The sequence below is a fragment of the Gordonia otitidis genome, assembly GCF_020735545.1.
GTDB classification, from domain to species: Bacteria; Actinomycetota; Actinomycetes; order Mycobacteriales; family Mycobacteriaceae; genus Gordonia; species Gordonia otitidis.
This window is the reverse complement of sequence record NZ_CP085974.1, coordinates 3,027,500-3,041,825: the sequence shown is the minus strand read 5'-3', so window position 1 is coordinate 3,041,825 and position 14,326 is coordinate 3,027,500. Positions and strand designations below refer to the sequence as shown.

Annotated in this window: 14 protein-coding genes; 1 reads left to right on the top strand and 13 read right to left on the bottom strand. The window is 64.3% G+C overall.

Going from position 1 to position 14,326, the window contains the following annotated elements; translation table 11 throughout:
- Positions 1 to 29 precede the first annotated feature (29 nt).
- The 13 genes from LK459_RS13945 to LK459_RS13885 all read right to left on the bottom strand — a co-directional run bounded on the left by LK459_RS13945 (position 30) and on the right by LK459_RS13885 (position 13,000).
- A complete protein-coding gene (locus LK459_RS13945) occupies positions 30 to 800 on the bottom strand; it encodes an SDR family NAD(P)-dependent oxidoreductase (RefSeq protein ID WP_227918986.1) in 771 nt (256 codons plus the stop codon).
- A 263-nt stretch (positions 801 to 1,063) separates the two neighbouring features.
- Positions 1,064 to 1,849 carry a hypothetical protein gene (locus LK459_RS13940; protein ID WP_227918981.1) on the bottom strand — a complete coding sequence of 262 codons (786 nt, stop codon included), beginning with the start codon at positions 1,847 to 1,849 and terminating at the stop codon, positions 1,064 to 1,066.
- 5 nt (positions 1,850 to 1,854) lie between these two features.
- A complete protein-coding gene (locus LK459_RS13935; RefSeq protein WP_227918979.1) occupies positions 1,855 to 2,718 on the bottom strand; it encodes a hypothetical protein in 864 nt (287 codons plus the stop codon).
- Positions 2,715 to 4,169 (bottom strand): MCE family protein, encoded by a 1,455-nt coding sequence (locus LK459_RS13930; RefSeq protein ID WP_007239797.1) that lies wholly within the window; start codon positions 4,167 to 4,169, stop codon positions 2,715 to 2,717. The genes LK459_RS13935 and LK459_RS13930 overlap by 4 nt, the downstream gene beginning before the upstream one ends.
- Positions 4,166 to 5,476: an MCE family protein gene (locus LK459_RS13925; RefSeq protein WP_407648797.1), complete on the bottom strand. Its 1,311-nt coding sequence runs from the start codon at positions 5,474 to 5,476 to the stop codon at positions 4,166 to 4,168. Before LK459_RS13925 ends, LK459_RS13930 begins: the two co-directional genes overlap by 4 nt.
- Positions 5,476 to 6,750, bottom strand: coding sequence for an MCE family protein (locus tag LK459_RS13920; protein ID WP_227918975.1), 1,275 nt, complete (start codon positions 6,748 to 6,750; stop codon positions 5,476 to 5,478). The genes LK459_RS13925 and LK459_RS13920 overlap by 1 nt, the downstream gene beginning before the upstream one ends.
- A 1-nt stretch (position 6,751) precedes the next feature.
- Complete coding sequence (locus LK459_RS13915; RefSeq protein WP_227918973.1) at positions 6,752 to 7,903, bottom strand: MCE family protein; 1,152 nt, start codon at positions 7,901 to 7,903, stop codon at positions 6,752 to 6,754.
- Positions 7,900 to 8,967, bottom strand: a complete 1,068-nt coding sequence (locus tag LK459_RS13910; RefSeq protein ID WP_007239801.1) for an MCE family protein — start codon at positions 8,965 to 8,967, stop codon at positions 7,900 to 7,902. The genes LK459_RS13915 and LK459_RS13910 overlap by 4 nt, the downstream gene beginning before the upstream one ends.
- A complete protein-coding gene (locus tag LK459_RS13905) occupies positions 8,960 to 10,153 on the bottom strand; it encodes an MCE family protein (RefSeq protein WP_007239802.1) in 1,194 nt (397 codons plus the stop codon). Before LK459_RS13905 ends, LK459_RS13910 begins: the two co-directional genes overlap by 8 nt.
- Positions 10,154 to 10,157: 4 nt before the next feature.
- A complete protein-coding gene (locus LK459_RS13900; RefSeq protein WP_007239803.1) occupies positions 10,158 to 11,009 on the bottom strand; it encodes an MlaE family ABC transporter permease in 852 nt (283 codons plus the stop codon).
- Position 11,010: 1 nt separating this feature from the next.
- Complete coding sequence (locus tag LK459_RS13895; RefSeq protein WP_007239804.1) at positions 11,011 to 11,775, bottom strand: MlaE family ABC transporter permease; 765 nt, start codon at positions 11,773 to 11,775, stop codon at positions 11,011 to 11,013.
- 60 nt (positions 11,776 to 11,835) lie between these two features.
- The gene (locus LK459_RS13890; protein WP_227918971.1) at positions 11,836 to 12,726 is read right to left on the bottom strand and encodes a 3-oxoacyl-ACP reductase; all 891 of its coding nucleotides are present in this window, start codon (positions 12,724 to 12,726) and stop codon (positions 11,836 to 11,838) included.
- An 85-nt stretch (positions 12,727 to 12,811) separates the two neighbouring features.
- Positions 12,812 to 13,000 carry a ferredoxin gene (locus LK459_RS13885; protein WP_007239806.1) on the bottom strand — a complete coding sequence of 63 codons (189 nt, stop codon included), beginning with the start codon at positions 12,998 to 13,000 and terminating at the stop codon, positions 12,812 to 12,814.
- A gap of 109 nt (positions 13,001 to 13,109) precedes the next feature.
- On the opposite strand from LK459_RS13885, the gene LK459_RS13880 reads away from it, so the two are divergent.
- Complete coding sequence (locus LK459_RS13880) at positions 13,110 to 14,312, top strand: acyl-CoA dehydrogenase family protein (RefSeq protein ID WP_227918968.1); 1,203 nt, start codon at positions 13,110 to 13,112, stop codon at positions 14,310 to 14,312.
- Positions 14,313 to 14,326: the final 14 nt, after the last annotated feature.

Below are 14,326 nucleotides of genomic sequence, written 5' to 3'. Positions count from 1 at the left end.
GTGTGGTCGGAGTGGATCGAGATACGAAGTCAGACAAGGGATGCGGTCAGTCCACCGTCGAGGACGTAGTGGCTTCCGGTTACCCAGCTCGCGCGGTCGGATGCGAGGAAGCACGCGACCTCCGCGATGTCTTCCACGGTTCCGAGCCGCCCCTGTTTTGCCGCAACCAGGTCACCGAAGGGGGCGTCGGTCGCGGCTTCGAACTCGGGGGCGAGCCGGTCGACCATGGACGTATCCGCAAATCCGGGACAGACGGCGTTGACGCGGATTCCGGTCTGGCGAAGTTCGACCGCGAACACGCGGGTGAGCTGGATGAGCGCCGCCTTGGTGGCGCAGTACGAACCGAGCAACGGACTTCCGCCAACCCCCGCGACCGATGCGATGTTGACAACGTTGCCCTTGCTTTTGGCAAGCGCAGGCACGGCAGCCTTGGTGGCCACGAACGGTCCGCGGACGTTCACCGCGAAGATCTTGTCGAAGCTCTCCGTCGACTGCATCGCGAGCGGGGCCGCGACCTCGATGCCTGCGTTGTTGACCAGCACATCCAGCCCACCGAGCAGCTCCTGCACACGAGCGATCGCGTCGACGACGCTCGCCTCGTCGGTCACGTCGCAATTGGCCACGCCTGCCGCACCCAGATCCGCTGCCGTTTTGTGCGCCGCGTCCTCATCGAAGTCACTGATCACGACCTGCGCGCCGCGGTTGATCGCCAGCTCGGCGATTCCCCGGCCGACACCGCGTGCAGAACCGGTGATGAAGACGCGCTTACCCTGCAATTCCCCATTGGATGTTCCCGACATTTACACGGACCCCTCTCGAATCTGTTGGCACAGTGCACAACAGGCGCAACGACCGTCATCAAGCGGACCGAAAGACGCCGAATCCGACGACGATGTCGTGGACCATCGCGAAAGTCATTGCGGCGGAGGAAAACTCGCGCTGGCTACGCCGACTCACCTGTGTGCCACACGACACTATCGAGGTCGGAGTGACCTACGCCATGTCCTTTCGACATGAAGTCCGCAGATGGATTTGGTTCGTCCGCACAAAGAGGACGACGCCGCTAGCCGGCAGCAGGTGCCGACGGCTCGGTCGGGACGGCTGACGAATCAGAGGGCGACGGGCTTGCAGATGACGGGCCAGGGAGCGGGACCGCACCCGCCGGTGGAGTCGATGTCTGCTCGATACGACTGCGGAACGAGTCGTCGGTGATGATCTCGATCTTGTCGATCATCCAGGTGCCGTCATGCTGGACCATCGAGAACGTGAGTCTGCTCGGGTCGACCCGTACGAGGTCTTTGCCGTTGCGGCTGACCGATTGGTTCATGAAGATCAGCACGGTCGAGGTGTCGCGCGTGTTGGTCACGACACCCGCATCCTGAATCACCGCCTGCGACACCACCCGCTGCTTACGAACCCCTTCGACGAAGTCGTCGTTCTCGTTCGGGAGCGGTTTGGCAATGAGGCGGTCGTACTCGGCTTTCGCGTCACCGGTGACAACGCGTTGGGAACGCTGCACGTGGTCGGCGACGTTGACCGGGTCGTAGCCGAACATCGTGGTGGCGTAGTCCCGTGCGGCCTCGAGCGACGACTCACGCGAGTTCTCGGTGGCACGGGCGTCCCAGTACCTGAACCCGAGAAACCCTGTCAGGACAGCGCAGGCCACGGCGACGACGGCAAGGCCCACCCCGACCAGACGTCCCGTGGTGATCACGGTTCTCGTCGACGTCTTTGTCTTTGTCTCTGCCTTTGTCTCTGCGTTTGTCTTTGTCTTCGTCTCTGTCACAGGCTTGGCGCCCGCCGTGTCCTCGGCGGGTGCGGTGTGCTCGGACCGTTCAGTCGTGTTCATCGTGCTCAGATCACCCACTCGAAGTTGGTCATCTTGAGATCGTCGTTGATGCGCGTGATGTCGACCCGCCAGCGGAACGTCTGGACGACAGTCTCCTGCTTCGGATCCTGCGACTTCATCTCCCAGCCGTAGACCACGATCACCGAGCCCTCGTCGTCGGTCGCCTTGGTGACCGCATCGGTGATCACCGACGAGGTGACGGTCTGGTTCTGCGTACGAATGAGGTCTGTCACCTGGGCCATCGACTGTCTGATCCGTTGCTGTGCGGGACCACTCGTCTTGTCCTGCACGGTCTGGAGCGCCTTGTCGACGTTGCCGGGATTGAGAGAGGTGAGGTCGATGGTCATCTGACGCGCGAACGTCGAGTACGACGCACGCAGGTCGTTGCGGTGGTCGAGTCGACTGGTGCCGACGGCGAACAGCGTCGACGCGATCAGACACGCGACGATGAACACTCCACACACCGCGCCCGCGACGATCCACCTGAAGTTGCGGCCCCGGCTCACCCGAGCGCGCCGCACGGGTTGACGCTCCGCGGTTCGCTGCTGCCGCGCACGCCGCTCGCGGTAGCTGACGGGCTGTGCTGCGGTGCCGTCGGCGGCTTCCGCGGTGTCCTCAGCGACTTCCGCGGTGCCGTCGGCGGATTCTGCGGTGCCGTCGGCGAGAGCTGCGGTGCCGTCGGCGAGATCTGCGGTGCCGTCGGCGGCTTCCGCGGTGCCATCGGCGGCTTCCGCGGTGCGCTCGGCGGCTTCCGCGGTGCCCTCGGCGGGAACCGCGGTGCCGACCACCGGCTCGTCGACGCTACGTCGGCTCCGTCGCCTGCGTAGGGGCGCGGAGCGTACGGGTCGCGATGCCGTCTGCCGACTCACTCGTCCATCCCGCTGGTGATCAGTCCCTGCCACGTGCCTCTATTTCCCTGGTCGACGCTGTGCCCCTGACCGTTGCTCTGTCCTCGAGTGTCTGTGCCGGTTCCGGCGTTGTATGTCTTCCCGTCGGGGCCGATGAAGTCGCCCGTATCCGGATCGTACGTGGTGCCGTAGACGGCGGGTCCCGGCTCGTACGAGTCCGGGGTGGCCTGCGTCGTGTATCCGGCGGGGGCGGGCACGAGACCGGGGATTCCGTTGGGCAGGGCGACGTTCTTCTTGGTGCTCGCCTGGAAGCCGGTGCGACACTCTTCCGGTGTCGGTGCTCGCCTGCCGGGAAACTCGGCACAGGGGAAGTTCCTGGCGCCACGGACGGCGATCTGCGAGTCCTGCGGCAGCCGACACAGCAAACCCGGTGGGAGTTCCTGGGCGGTCTGAACAGCCGGACTGCGCCACTGATCCGACGGGAGGAATCCGACGGTGCACGGCGGTGGATCCTGGAAGCCGAGCGAGAACAGGACGCTGGGACCGTACTCGGCCGATCCCTGGTGCACGGCCGTCAGCAGCGCACTGATCAGCCGCGGATAGATCACCACGACCTGCTGCAGATTCGGCAGGTACACCGCGAGCGTCTTCGACGCGACGCCCAGATTGTTGATCATCATCGGCAACGTCTGATCCATACTCGCGAACAGTTGCTGCGACTTCGACGCTGTCGACGGCCCCTTCTCGAGGATGTCGGTGATCTCGGGTTTGTTCGCCCGCAGTTGATCGGTCACCTTGACCGCGTCGGCAGTCCAGGCACGGATCGAATCGGCGGTCCTGTTCTGGGTTTCCAGCAGGGGGCCTGTCTGCTTGATCAGGTCGATGGTCGCGTCGACGTTCTTGTCGGCGTCGTCGACGAGCAGTGTCATCGAGTCGAGTAGTCGCCGCAGGTCCTCCCCCGTTCCGTTGAACGCGGTGAACGCCTCGTCCATGACATCGCGCAACCCGGTGTCACCCACCTTGTCCAGCAACGCGTTGGCCTGTTCGAGCACAGATGAGATCTCCACGGGTACGTCGGTGCTGCGCACGACGGCACCGTCGCCGAGGTACTCGCCTCCCGCCCCGGACGCCGGCGTGAATTCGACGAATTGCTCGCCGACGGCCGAGACACTGCGGATCGACGCCTGCGAGTCTGCGGGGATCTTGGCCGAGGACTCGATCGACAACGTCGCCGCAACACCGTTCTCGGTCAAGCGCACCTGCGTCACCTTGCCGACGTTGACGCCGCGATAACTGACGTTCGCGTTCGTGTAGATACCGCCCGTACTCGGCAATTCGAGGGTCACGGCGTACCGTCCGACACCGGCCATCGCGGGTAGCCGCACGTAGTACACGGCCATCGCAACGAGCGCGACCACGGTGACGATCGCGAAGATGGTGAGCTGCATGCGCACGAACCTGGTGATCTTCATCGTCCGCCCCCGCTCGGGGATGAGGATGTCGGGGACGGCGTCTGCGTCGATGCCGACGTTCCCGTCGCGGTCGATTCCGGCGATCCCGCGGGAACCGGGTCGGTGCTGTCCGGCCGCTTCTCACCGCCCGGAACGAGCGGCGAGGTGAACGGATCGAGTCCGCGTTTCGCCGCGCCTGCGGGCTGACCTGTCACGCCCTCGGGTCCCACCAGTCCCGACGTCATCAGGATGGTCTGCTTGAGTCGGTCGACGGTCAGATCGAGCACGAGGTCGGAGTTGACGTAGTCGCCCTTGACGATCTGCGGAATCGTTTCCTCGAGGAACGGGAACGTGAACAAGATCTTGGTCGCCGCGGGCAGCGCCGGGCCCGCCGCTGCGAGCGCGCCGAGTGTCGGGTTCAGATTCGCGACGATGGTCTTGATGTCGGCGGTGTTGGCGCGCAGCACGTCGTTGACCGTCCTCGACAGGCCACTCAACGCCGACAGTGCCCCGGTGAACTTGTCCCGTTCGTCGTTGAGCATGCGAAGGATGTCGGGTCCGTCGGCGAGCGCCTTCTCGACGGTCGGCTTCTGCTGATTGATCGTGGTGCTCAACCTGTCGAGCCCGTTCATCGCGTCGATGATGTGGCCCGATTGCCCCGCGAGGTCGGAAACGAGCGTGTCGAGACGCGGCACGAGTTGCCTGATCGAGTCGGCGTTGCCGCCGAGGATCTGGCTCAGCTCGTGGGTGACGTCACCGAGCTGTGAGAGGCCACCGCCGTTGAGCACCACCGACAATGCACTGAGCACCTGCTCGGTGGTCGGGAACGCACATTGGGGCACCTGCTGCGCGGAGTTGATGTCGGCAACTCGTTGACCCGACGGCTGGGCGATGTTCTTCTGCTCTGGGCACGACGGCAGCGGGATCTGATCCCCTGCATGCAGATAGCCGGCGGTCACCTGCTGCGGTGGGACGATCTGCAGGTGAGTCGAACCGAGCACGCTCGTCATTCCGACCTTGACGTACGAACCGCGGGGCACCTGCACCCCGGGGTTCAGTCGAATCGGCAGTTTTGCATGCCAATCGGTGTCCACATCGATGTCTCCGACGCTGCCGACGGTCACGTCGTTCAGCATGACCGGCGAGTTGTTGGTCAGCCCTGCCGCGGTCGGGATGACCGCCGAGATCTCCCACGATCCGTTGCCCGTTCCCTGGGCTCCCGGCACCGGTAGGCTGTCGGCGCCGTCGAATCCGCACGCCGTCGCGACTGTGGTGACCACGGCGACCATGAGCGCGGTACGCCACCCACGAGTGAGCCTGTGCCGCATCATCCCTCACCTCCCCAGGGCACGAGGAGATCGCCGAGTCCACCACCGTTGCCGCGTCGGGTTGCGGCGTCCTGGTCACGGATTCCCTGCTGTGCACGAGCTTTGACGTCAGCGTTCTGGTAGGTGATCTGACTGGGCAGCGCACTCTTGCCGACCACGGGATCCGACATGAACGGCGGATACGCCACCGATAGCGACCCAAGGACCGGAGCCAGGACGTCGACGCACTTCTCGACGTCGGCCTCACTCTGTCCCGGTCGGTTGTTGGCCTCGATCGTCCCGCAGAGCAACGTGATGAGGTTGTTGCCCATCCCGAGTCCGAAGACTCCCGAGAGCGACCCGGTCAGCGGGTTGTAGATGTTGTAGAAGTTGGCGAGCTGATTGGGCGCGGAGTGCAGCAAACCGCGGATCTGTTTGTCCTTCTCGGCAAGGATGCGCGTGGTGTTTGACAGCTTCGCCACCGACGAGGTCAACGCGTCCTTGTTCTGGTCGATGAATGTCTGGACGTCGGTCATCGCGGAGTCGAGGTTGTGCATCGCACCGTCGAGTTCCGTGGTGTTGTCGGCGAGGACGTCTGTCACCGAGGCGATCCGGCCGTTGAACTGCACGAGTTCCTCGTGACTGGTCGAGAGGGCGTCGGTCAGCTTCTGCAGGTTGCGGATCGTCGAGAACAGGTCGTCGCGGCCGGACGACAACGTCGACATCACGTCTGACAGATTCGTGATCGACGAATTCAGCGCTGATCCGTTGCCCTGCAGGTTCTTGTTGGCGACGTCCATCAGCCTGGCAGCCGATCCCTTGTCGGCGCCGTCCGGTCCGATCGCCTTGGTCAGCGTCGCGAGTTGCTTCTTGACGTCGTCCCATTCCATCGGGACCGCGGTGCGCTCCATGGGAATCGCACTGCCGTCGTCGAGTTGTTTGCCGCCCGCGTACACCGGTGTCAGCTGAACGAACCTGCCCGACACCAGACTCTGCGCGACCACGACAGCTCGGGCATCGGCCGGAATCGGTGTGCTGCGGTCCACGTCGAGCGTGACCTTCACGTCGCCCGAACGCGGGGTGATGGCGGCGACCTTCCCCACCTTCACCCCGAGCACTCGCACGGTGTCGCCGGTGTAGAGGCCGTTCACGGACGGGAAGTATGCCGTGATGGTCTTGGTGGTCGCCCGGTCGTAGAGCGCATATCCGACGATGCCCGCGAGTACCAGCAACGCCACGAGACCTGCCGCGCCCCACGCCTTGCGGCTACCTGGAAGTGAACGACGCAATGCCATGTCAGCCACCTCCTGTCGGGGTCGGATATGTCGGCGCGGGAGCCGGGGCGGTGTTCTTCGGCGGCATCGGCGGCGCTTGACTCCAGGCTTGCGGCAGCAGCGGGAAACCGCTGTAGGAGAACGCCTTCCACGCCTCGGGATACTTCTGTTGAAGGATCTTCATGAATGTGGCCGTGTAGTCGCCGAAAGTGCTGACGCCGACGAGGGATTCGAAGCGCGGACCCGACGCAACGGCTTCGCCGAGCGCGTTCGCATATGGCCCGAGACGGTCGAGCGTCTGCTTGAGGTTGTCCTCGTTGTCGTTTAGGATGTCGAGCACCCCGTCGAGTTTGGTCAGCGTCGGGCGTAGTTGTTCGTTGTTCTCCTTGATGAACCCGGAGATCTGCTCCGCGACGTCACGGGTGCCGCTGATGAGCTGCGCGATGGCGGCACGGCGGAACTGCAGTTCACCGACCAGCGAATTCGCGTCCACGAGAAGCTGGTTGATCTGCTTGCTGCGGTCGCCGATGACATCGGTGACCGCGCTGGCCTTCGCGAACAGCGCCCGCAGATTGTTGTCCCGGTCGGCGATCGCCTTCGACAACCGCGAGACGCCCTCTACAGCGCCCTGTACTTCGTCGGGCGTCGAGGAGAACGTGACCGAGAGCGTGTCGAGCGCCTTGTTGAGCTGGTCGGTATCGGTCTGCGCGAGCGAATTGGTCGACTCGTCGAGGGCATCGGTGAGCGAGTATGGCGCGATGGTGTTGCGGTTGGCGATGGACCCACCCGGTCGGATCCGCTCGCCGCCGTGCGGCAGGATCGTCAGATTTCTTCTGCCGAGCACGGTCTCGGTCTTGATGGCGGCCTGGGTGTCGGCGCCCATGACCACCGTGTCGTTCATTCGGAAGCCGACAGCGGCCTTCGTGCCCTGGTCGGTCGGGGCGAGTTCGATCTTCTCCACCGTTCCCACCGTGACGCCGGATACGGTCACGATGTCACCGGTGACCAGCCCTCCCGCGTCGTCGAAGTAGGCGGTGTAGGTGCTGATCGGCGAGAGGTAGGGCAACTTGTCCATCTGCATCGCGACGATCACGACGAGCGCGGTGACCACCACGCCGATGAGGCCGATCTGAATGCGGCTGCGCCCGTTCATGAGCTTGCGCTTCTCGCTCATGTGGCCGCGCACCTCCCGCCGGCCTTCGTGGTGTCGCCCATGACGTCGTTGGACGTGAAGAAATACTGCTTGCCGTCGGGACCGCTGAGCAGCAACCTGATTCGGCAGAAGTAGATCTGCAACCACGCACCGTAACTGCCGAGGTTGGACAGCTTCTTGAAGTCGTTGGGCAGCCGACCGACGAGTTGCCGAAGATAGGGTTCGGACTTCAGCAGGTTGCCCGACACCGCACCCGTCTCGTTCACGATCTGCTTGAGGTCAGGACGGGTCGCTCCCAGCAGTCCCGACAGGCCGGTGGTGACTGCAGCGGTCTGGGTGAGCGCGTCGCCGATGGTGCCGCGCTGAGCCGAGAGTCCGGTGATCAACTGCTGCATCTGGTCAAGGCTGGTGTCGAGACCCGCCTTGTCGCCGTCGAGAATGCCGACGGTCTGGTTCAGGTTGTCGATGACGTCACCGATCAGCTGGTCGCGGTCGGCGAGTGCGCCGGTGAACGACGACGTCTGCGCGAGGAGGTTCGTCAAGGCCTCGCGCTGTGCGCGCCCCTGGAACACCTCGATCAACGACGCCGAGAGCTGGTTGACCTCGTCGGGTTTCAAGGTCCGGAACAGCGGTTTGAACCCGCCGAGCAGTTTGTCGAGATCCATCGCCGGCTCGGTTTGGCCGATCGGGATCGTCGCACCGGATGGCAGGGTGTCATCCGGGTCACCCTCACCCTGCTCGATGTCGAGGTAGCGGTCGCCCGTGAGGTTCTCGTAGCGGATCAATGCGCGCACCGATCGCGGCAAGCGATATTTCTCGTCGACGCTGAATGACACCTCCGCGTCGTTGTCCCGGGTCAACCCCACCTTGTGGACGGTGCCGACCTGCACCCCTGCGATCTTCACCTTGGAACCGGACTTCATCTCCGATGCACTCGTGAACACGGCGGTGTAGTCCGACGACGATCCGGGTCGATAGTTGCTGAACACGGCGACGAGCCCGACGAACACGATGACCATGACCGTAGCGAACGCACCCAATTTGATGACGGTGGCGCGGAAAGCGCGCGTGCGATTGTCAACCACCGGCCTGCCCACCTCGCTGCGGCTCCCCGAACAGGAGCTGGAACAGTTTCTGGCGCGACGCCTTCGCCGTTGTCCGTGGCTGATAGGGCACCGGCGCGTTGTCGGTCACGTAGAAGCCGGTGTTGACGTCGGTGGTCGGATTGCTCAATGCGCCCTCGCAGGTCGGTGGCCCATCTGCACCGACGATCGGCAGGCTCTGCGGATACGTGTACGGGTCGGTGCCCGGCTGCAATCCCGCGTACAGCAGGAGGTTTCCGTTCTTACCGCCGAGCATGGGTTTGGCGAGGTCGGCAGCCTGCGCGCTCGCGGTCAAGAAGCAGGCGAGTCCCGGTGACTGGTAGCCGAGCAGGCGTGCGACGGGATTGAGATTCGACAGCGTCGTGATCAGCGTCTGCTTCGGCGGGGCGAGCACACCGTTGATCGTGTTGGCCATCCCGGTCGCGTTGATCAGCAGTGCGTCGAGGTTGGCGGAGTTGTCGAGCAGCGTGTTCCCGATGAACGTCGCATTGTCGATGGTGCGCATCAGGTCCGGCATCGCGTCGGCGTAGACGTTGGTTGCTCCCGCGGCCTGCGTGATCGCCGCGTTCAGTTCGTCCAGGTGAGGATTGGTCTTCGCCAGAAGGCCTGACAACTGGTCGAGCGAGGCACCGATCTGCTTGCCCTGCCCCGACAGTGCGGTGTCGACGGCACCCATCACGGCGTTGAGCTTGTCGGGTTGCAAATCGGCAAGGACGTTGACCAGTTGCTGGAACACGGTGTTGAGCTCGACGACCACCCTGTCGGCTCCGATGACCTGTCCGGACTGCAGGTGCCCTTCTCCTCCGGTCTCCGGGATCACCAGGTTGACAGCCTTGGCACCGAAAACGGTGTTGGACTTGATGTCGGCGGTGACGTTGCCGGGGATCTGCGACATGGAGGCGGTGTCGATGTCGAGGTCGAGCACGGCGTGCCCGTCCTGCTGACGGATCGAGGCGACCTTGCCCACCTGCACACCCCTCAACTTCACCTTGGCGTCAGGACTCATCACGAGGCCTGCCCGCGGGGTGTTGAGGGTGACCGGCTGAGTGTCGGCGAACCAGCCGAGGAATTGCGCGCCTGCACCCACGACAACAGCGACGAGGCCACCGACCATGATGACCGCTGCTGTCTTGCGGACCAGAGGGCTCCGCTCCTGTCGACGTGCCATCTGTTCAGCCCGCCAGATTGAACTTGCCGTCGGCGCCGTAGATGGCGAGCGAGGTGAGCAGGGTGATCACGACCACGACGACGAGCGACGCACGCACCGCGTTGCCGACGGCGACGCCCACACCGACGGGCCCTCCGTCGGCGTTGTAGCCGTAGTAGGTGTGGATGAGCATCACGGCGATCGCCATGCAGATCGCCTGCACGAACGACCACAGGATGTCCGACGGGATCAGGAACGTGTTGAAGTAGTGGTCGTAGACACCCGACGACTGGCCGTAGAGCACGACGGTCGCAAAACGACTGGCGATGAACGCGGCGAGTGACGCGAGGGAGTAAAGCGGGATGATCGCGATCATCCCCGCGACGATCCGGGTGCTGACCAGGTAGGGGATCGATGAGATCGCCATGGTCTCGAGCGCGTCGATCTCCTCACTGACCCGCATCGCGCCCAGTTGTGCCGTGGCGCCCGCCCCGATGGTCGCCGCGAGGGCGATACCGGCGATCACCGGCACCGCGATGCGGACATTGATGAACGCGGAGAAGAATCCGGTGAGCGCCTCGACGCCTATGTTGGCGAGCGAACTGTAGCCCTGCACGGCGATGGTGCCGCCGGTGAACAACGTGAGGAACCCGACCACGACGACGGTGCCGCCGATCATCGCGAGCGCGCCGGAACCCATGGAGATCTCGGCGATGAGCCGCAGCGTCTCTTTCTTGTACTGGCGAACCGCGCGGGGGATGGCGATGAGGCTGTCCCAGTAGAACAGCGCCTGATCGCCGATCTGATTCCAGTCGTCGCCCGCGCGTTTTATCGCGACTCGAGCTGTCTGGAGTCGTGTGGTGAACGGAAGGACCATGTCAGCCCGCCGTCGCTTTCACACCGACGGCGGTGACCACGACGTTGACCACGAACAGTGCCATGAACGAGTACACGACCGTCTCGTTGACGGCATCACCGACGCCCTTCGCGCCGCCCTTGACGTTGAGTCCCTGGAAGCACCCGACCAAACCGGCGAAGAGCCCGAACAGCGCGGCTTTGACCATCGAGATCATGAGCTCGCCGAAGCCGGTCAGCAGGGTGAGACTGGCGAGGAACGCGCCGGGGTTGACGTCCTGCAGATAGACGGAGAACAAGAAGCCGCCGCCGATACCGATCGTGCACACGAGGCTGTTGAGCAGCAGCGCCACCCCGGTCGACGCGATGACTCGGGGAACGACGAGTCGGTGCACCGGATTGATCCCGAGCACCTCCATCGCGTCGATCTCCTCGCGGATGGTGCGTGCGCCGAGGTCGGCACAGATGGCTGTGGCTCCCGCGCCGGCAACGATGAGCACGGTGACGATCGGACCGATCTGTGTGATGGTGCCCAGTGCCGCACCCGCTCCGGAGAGGTCCTGGGCACCGATCTCGCGCAACAGGATGTTCAGCGTGAAACTCACCAGGACCGTGAACGGGATCGCAACGAGCAGCGTCGGCATCATCGAGACACGGGCGATCGCCCACGATTGCTCCACGGTCTCCCGCCACTGAAACGGCCTGCGGAACAGCTCACGAAAAGCATCGACACCTAGGGCAACGAAGTCGCCGACCTGTTCCAGCGGCGCATCAAGCCTGCGCGACAAACGTCTGCTCCTCTTCCCCGGTTCCCAAGCAACCTAGCACGCACAACAGCCAGAAGTGGGTCAGTTGACCAGCCCACGCGCCGTGAAGGTTTTCGAGGGGTCACGCGCTGCGAAGTACGAGGTGAGAGTCTTGGTCAGATCGTCGGAATCCCACGCGTCACCGTCGGCGGTGAAAACCTCGTCGACGGTCGGCGCGGCCATCAGCGTGACCCGCGGACCATAGACGACGAAAACCTGTCCGGTGACGTCGTCAGAGTCGGGGGAGGCGAGGAATTCGACCAGTCGCACGACGTGGTCGGGCGACAACGGGTCGACGCCGTCAACAGGCGCCTCGCCGAACACGGCAGCCGTCATCGCCGTGCGCGCGCGGGGACAGATGGCGTTCGCACGCACGCCGTAGCGCTTGAGCGCCCGCGACGCCGACAGGGTCAGTGCGGTGATCCCTGCCTTGGCCGCACCGTAATTCGCCTGCCCCTCGGGACCGAGCAGACCTGCTTCCGACGACGTGTTGATCAATCGCCCGTAGACCGGCCGGCCTTCCTTCTTCGACTCACCACGCCAGTACGCCCCCGCATTCCGGTTGAGCAGGAAGTGACCGCGCAGGTGCACCCGGATCACCAGATCCCACTCGTCGTCGGACATGTTGAACAGCATCTTGTCGCGCACGACGCCCGCATTGCTGACCACGATGTCGAGCCGTCCGAGATCCTCGGTGGCCACTCGCATGATCTCGGCCGCGACAGCGGAGTCGGAGATGTCACCGGCGACCGGGACGGCGCGCCCACCGGCCGCTGTGATGCTGTCGATCGTGTCGCTGGTATCCAGGGAACCCGAGAGATCGTTGACGATGACCGTCGCGCCTGCCGCTGCGAGACCGATTGCCTCGGACCGCCCGAGACCCGCGCCCGCTCCGGTGACGACGGCTACGCGATCATTGCAAGACTGCCCCACGGGGTACACCTTTCCTCGACTAGAACATGTTCTAACATGCGACCCCGCGAGTCCGAGTAGGAACCCCCGAAAACCGCGCGGCGCCTCACTCGAGCCGCAATGCCGACTTCGGGCAACCGGCAACCGCCTGACGAACCTCGTCGACCTTGTCCGCCGGAACGTCATCGGAGAGAATCACCAGGTAGTCGTCATCATCGAGGTCGAAGAACTCGGGTGCGATGCCCACGCACACGCCGTTGGCCTCGCACAGGTCGAAATCCGCCTTGATTCGCATCAGTACCCCTCTTCGTTGTCAGGTCCGCTGGTTGACGGGCTGGGTGGATACAGGTTAGAACGTGTTTCAGAAGTTGGCGAGCACCCACCGGAAAGCACAGGGCCGAACAATGCGCATCGCGTACACAGACCAGCAGGCCGATCTCCGTCGCGAACTGCGGTCGTACTTCGCCGGATTGATGACAGACGAACGACGCGCCGCGCTTTCCGGGGGTGACGGAGAACTCGGCGAAGGCGATGCCTATCGCGACGTTGTGGCACAAATGGGTGCCGACGGGTGGCTGGCACTGGGATGGCCCACGGAGTTCGGCGGCCAGAACCGGTCGATGATGGACCAGTTGATCTTCACAGACGAGGCGGCGATCGCCGGCGCACCCGTCCCCTTCCTGACCATCAACTCGGTCGCCCCGACGATCATGCATTACGGCACCGATGAGCAGAAGGCGTTCTTTCTACCGAGGATCGCAGCGGGTGAATTGCACTTCTCGATCGGATACTCCGAGCCCGGCGCGGGAACAGACCTGGCAGCCCTGCGGACCACAGCGGTGCGTGACGGCGACGAGTATGTGATCAACGGACAGAAGATGTGGACGTCGCTGGTCGCCTACGCCGACTACATCTGGCTGGCCTGCCGTACGGATCCCTCCACCCTCGATCCGGGAGGTAAGAAGCACAAGGGCATCTCGATGCTCATCGTGCCGACCACCAGTTCGGGCTTCGACTACACGCCGGTGCACACGATGTCGGGTGTCGACACGTCGGCCACCTACTACTCCGACGTACGGGTGCCGGTCAGTGCACGCGTCGGCGAAGAGGGTGGCGGTTGGCCGTTGGTCACCAATCAGCTCAATCACGAGCGGGTGGCGTTGTGCAGCGCCGCACCCGTGCAGACCGCGCTGCGCGAGACCGTCGCCTGGGCGCAGCAACACAAAACCGGGGACGGCCAACGGATCATCGACGCGCCATGGGTGCGCACCAACCTCGCCAGGGTGCACGCGAAGGTCGAGTATCTCAAGCTGATCAACTGGAAGATCGCCTCGGCAGCCGCGTCCGGTGGATCACCATCGCCCGCCGACGCTTCGGCGACCAAGGTCTTCGGCACCGAATTCGCCACGGAGGCATACCGTTTACTGATGGAGGTGGTCGGTCCCGCCGCGACGCTCCGGCAGGACTCGCCGGGCGCACAGTTGCACGGCAGACTCGAGCGCTACCAGCGGACATCGCTGATCCTGACTTTCGGGGGCGGCACCAACGAGGTTCAGCGCGACATCATCGGCATGCTCGCCCTCGGTCTCCCTCCACAGCGGCGCTGACTTGCCACCCATCC

Excerpts from the sequence above, each read along its gene's own strand:
- LK459_RS13945 (WP_227918986.1), bottom strand. The coding sequence starts at position 800 with ATGTCGGGAACATCCAATGGGGAATTGCAGGGTAAGCGCGTCTTCATC.
- LK459_RS13940 (WP_227918981.1), bottom strand. The coding sequence starts at position 1,849 with ATGAACACGACTGAACGGTCCGAGCACACCGCACCCGCCGAGGACACG.
- LK459_RS13930 (WP_007239797.1), bottom strand. The coding sequence starts at position 4,169 with ATGAAGATCACCAGGTTCGTGCGCATGCAGCTCACCATCTTCGCGATC.
- LK459_RS13925 (WP_407648797.1), bottom strand. The coding sequence starts at position 5,476 with ATGCGGCACAGGCTCACTCGTGGGTGGCGTACCGCGCTCATGGTCGCC.
- LK459_RS13920 (WP_227918975.1), bottom strand. The coding sequence starts at position 6,750 with ATGGCATTGCGTCGTTCACTTCCAGGTAGCCGCAAGGCGTGGGGCGCG.
- LK459_RS13915 (WP_227918973.1), bottom strand. The coding sequence starts at position 7,903 with ATGAGCGAGAAGCGCAAGCTCATGAACGGGCGCAGCCGCATTCAGATC.
- LK459_RS13905 (WP_007239802.1), bottom strand. The coding sequence starts at position 10,153 with ATGGCACGTCGACAGGAGCGGAGCCCTCTGGTCCGCAAGACAGCAGCG.
- LK459_RS13900 (WP_007239803.1), bottom strand. The coding sequence starts at position 11,009 with ATGGTCCTTCCGTTCACCACACGACTCCAGACAGCTCGAGTCGCGATA.
- LK459_RS13885 (WP_007239806.1), bottom strand. The coding sequence starts at position 13,000 with ATGCGAATCAAGGCGGATTTCGACCTGTGCGAGGCCAACGGCGTGTGC.
- LK459_RS13880 (WP_227918968.1), top strand. The coding sequence starts at position 13,110 with ATGCGCATCGCGTACACAGACCAGCAGGCCGATCTCCGTCGCGAACTG.